This window comes from Proteus sp. fly-1089 (genome assembly GCF_040138965.1).
Classification (GTDB): Bacteria; Pseudomonadota; Gammaproteobacteria; order Enterobacterales; family Enterobacteriaceae; genus Proteus; species Proteus vulgaris_B.
In genome coordinates, this window is the sequence record NZ_JBEETS010000018.1 from 1 (window position 1) to 1,368 (window position 1,368).

1 protein-coding gene is annotated in these 1,368 nt (G+C 33.7%); it reads right to left on the reverse strand.

The genetic code is table 11. The features are described 5' to 3' along the window. Positions 1-1,223 (reverse strand): fimbrial adhesin EcpD family protein (locus tag ABN080_RS18130; RefSeq protein ID WP_349441658.1); only part of this gene is annotated, 1,223 nt, incomplete at its 3' end. Positions 1,224-1,368: the final 145 nt, after the last annotated feature.

Below are 1,368 nucleotides of genomic sequence, written 5' to 3' on the forward strand. Positions count from 1 at the left end.
ATTTTATCAGCTTGGCGAAATGCGCTGGTCGTGACGATATAGTCAAACGTTAATGGTGGCTCTTTATCACCCACTTTTCCTTCTCTATAAGGATTGTTGACTAATTCTTTAGAGATAATACTGATCCCATAATCACGAGGCTTGATAATTATCGTATTAGAAGGGGTAAATTCATAAAAGCCTGATTGTGGTGCAACGCTTTTGTTATCAAAACCAAAAGTAAATAATTGCTGGCTTTTAGATAAATCAATTTTACGAGTAATGAGTTCTTTTAGAAATGTTTGTGAAAAAAAGACATCAATTCCATTTTCCCCGACAGACAAAATATTTGTAGCATAAGTTCTATCATCGTAATTATACCACTTGGTAAAGTTGCTTCCTTTTATTTTAATAGTGGCACTTTTAGGATCAAAACCTAGCATTGGATCTATATTTAAACTAATACGAATTGTACTGATTAATGAGCCTTGTAATTCAGATTCCACAAGACGACAACTTACCCCTGATACATTAGCGACTGTTGTTACAGAACAGAATTTGGAGCCTAGACCTAATACGGCATTACCATTACTATCAACAAAAATTTCTTGTAATGCATTTGTAGAGATTAATTTTAAGTGTCCAATTTTTGTTAAATCGTAAATGGTTTTTTCTTCATTTTTAGGTTCAACATCGACACAACGTTGACCTTTTGATGGATCATAAAATTTATTTGTTGAGCAAAAACGGTAATCTAAAGTTGTTTGAGTATTTACTGCCATTTTATCAAAAAATAAATATGAACTATTAGAGAAGATCCCTCTTGCATTATTCGATTGCCCATCGTTGTTGAAAGCTGGGATGTGATAAGCCCCATCGGCTAGTATATACTCTGCAGCATTTAATGCAGTATCAGGACAACCAGACATATCCCTTCGGCAACGGTTACCCGTAAAAGGTTCTTTAATGGGAGAATTTTCTAACCAAATATCACCATAATAATTTTTCCCCACTTTCCATGTGCCCATTCCCATATAGCCTAGGCTGGAGTGTTTTGCTACAAATTTCGCAAACTCATTTGCGCCAGTGAAGCGAGGGCTTAATTTTGATGTAGTAATAAAATATTCATTGTCGATATTATTTTCGACAAAAAAGAATTCATTTTTGTCAGCGAATGAATTAGCAGAAAATAAAGATGTAAAAATAAAAATAAAAATAAAAACTAAATTTTTAATATTTATCATAATATTAGGAACCTAATTTTAAGAGATCTTAATTCCGGTTTACCAACGTCGTTTGCGGATCACAAATTACATCACCTACCCATAACACACCCCGAGCAGAGGACAAATCTAATTCAGCCTCACAAATCTGTTTATCATCTTGTTG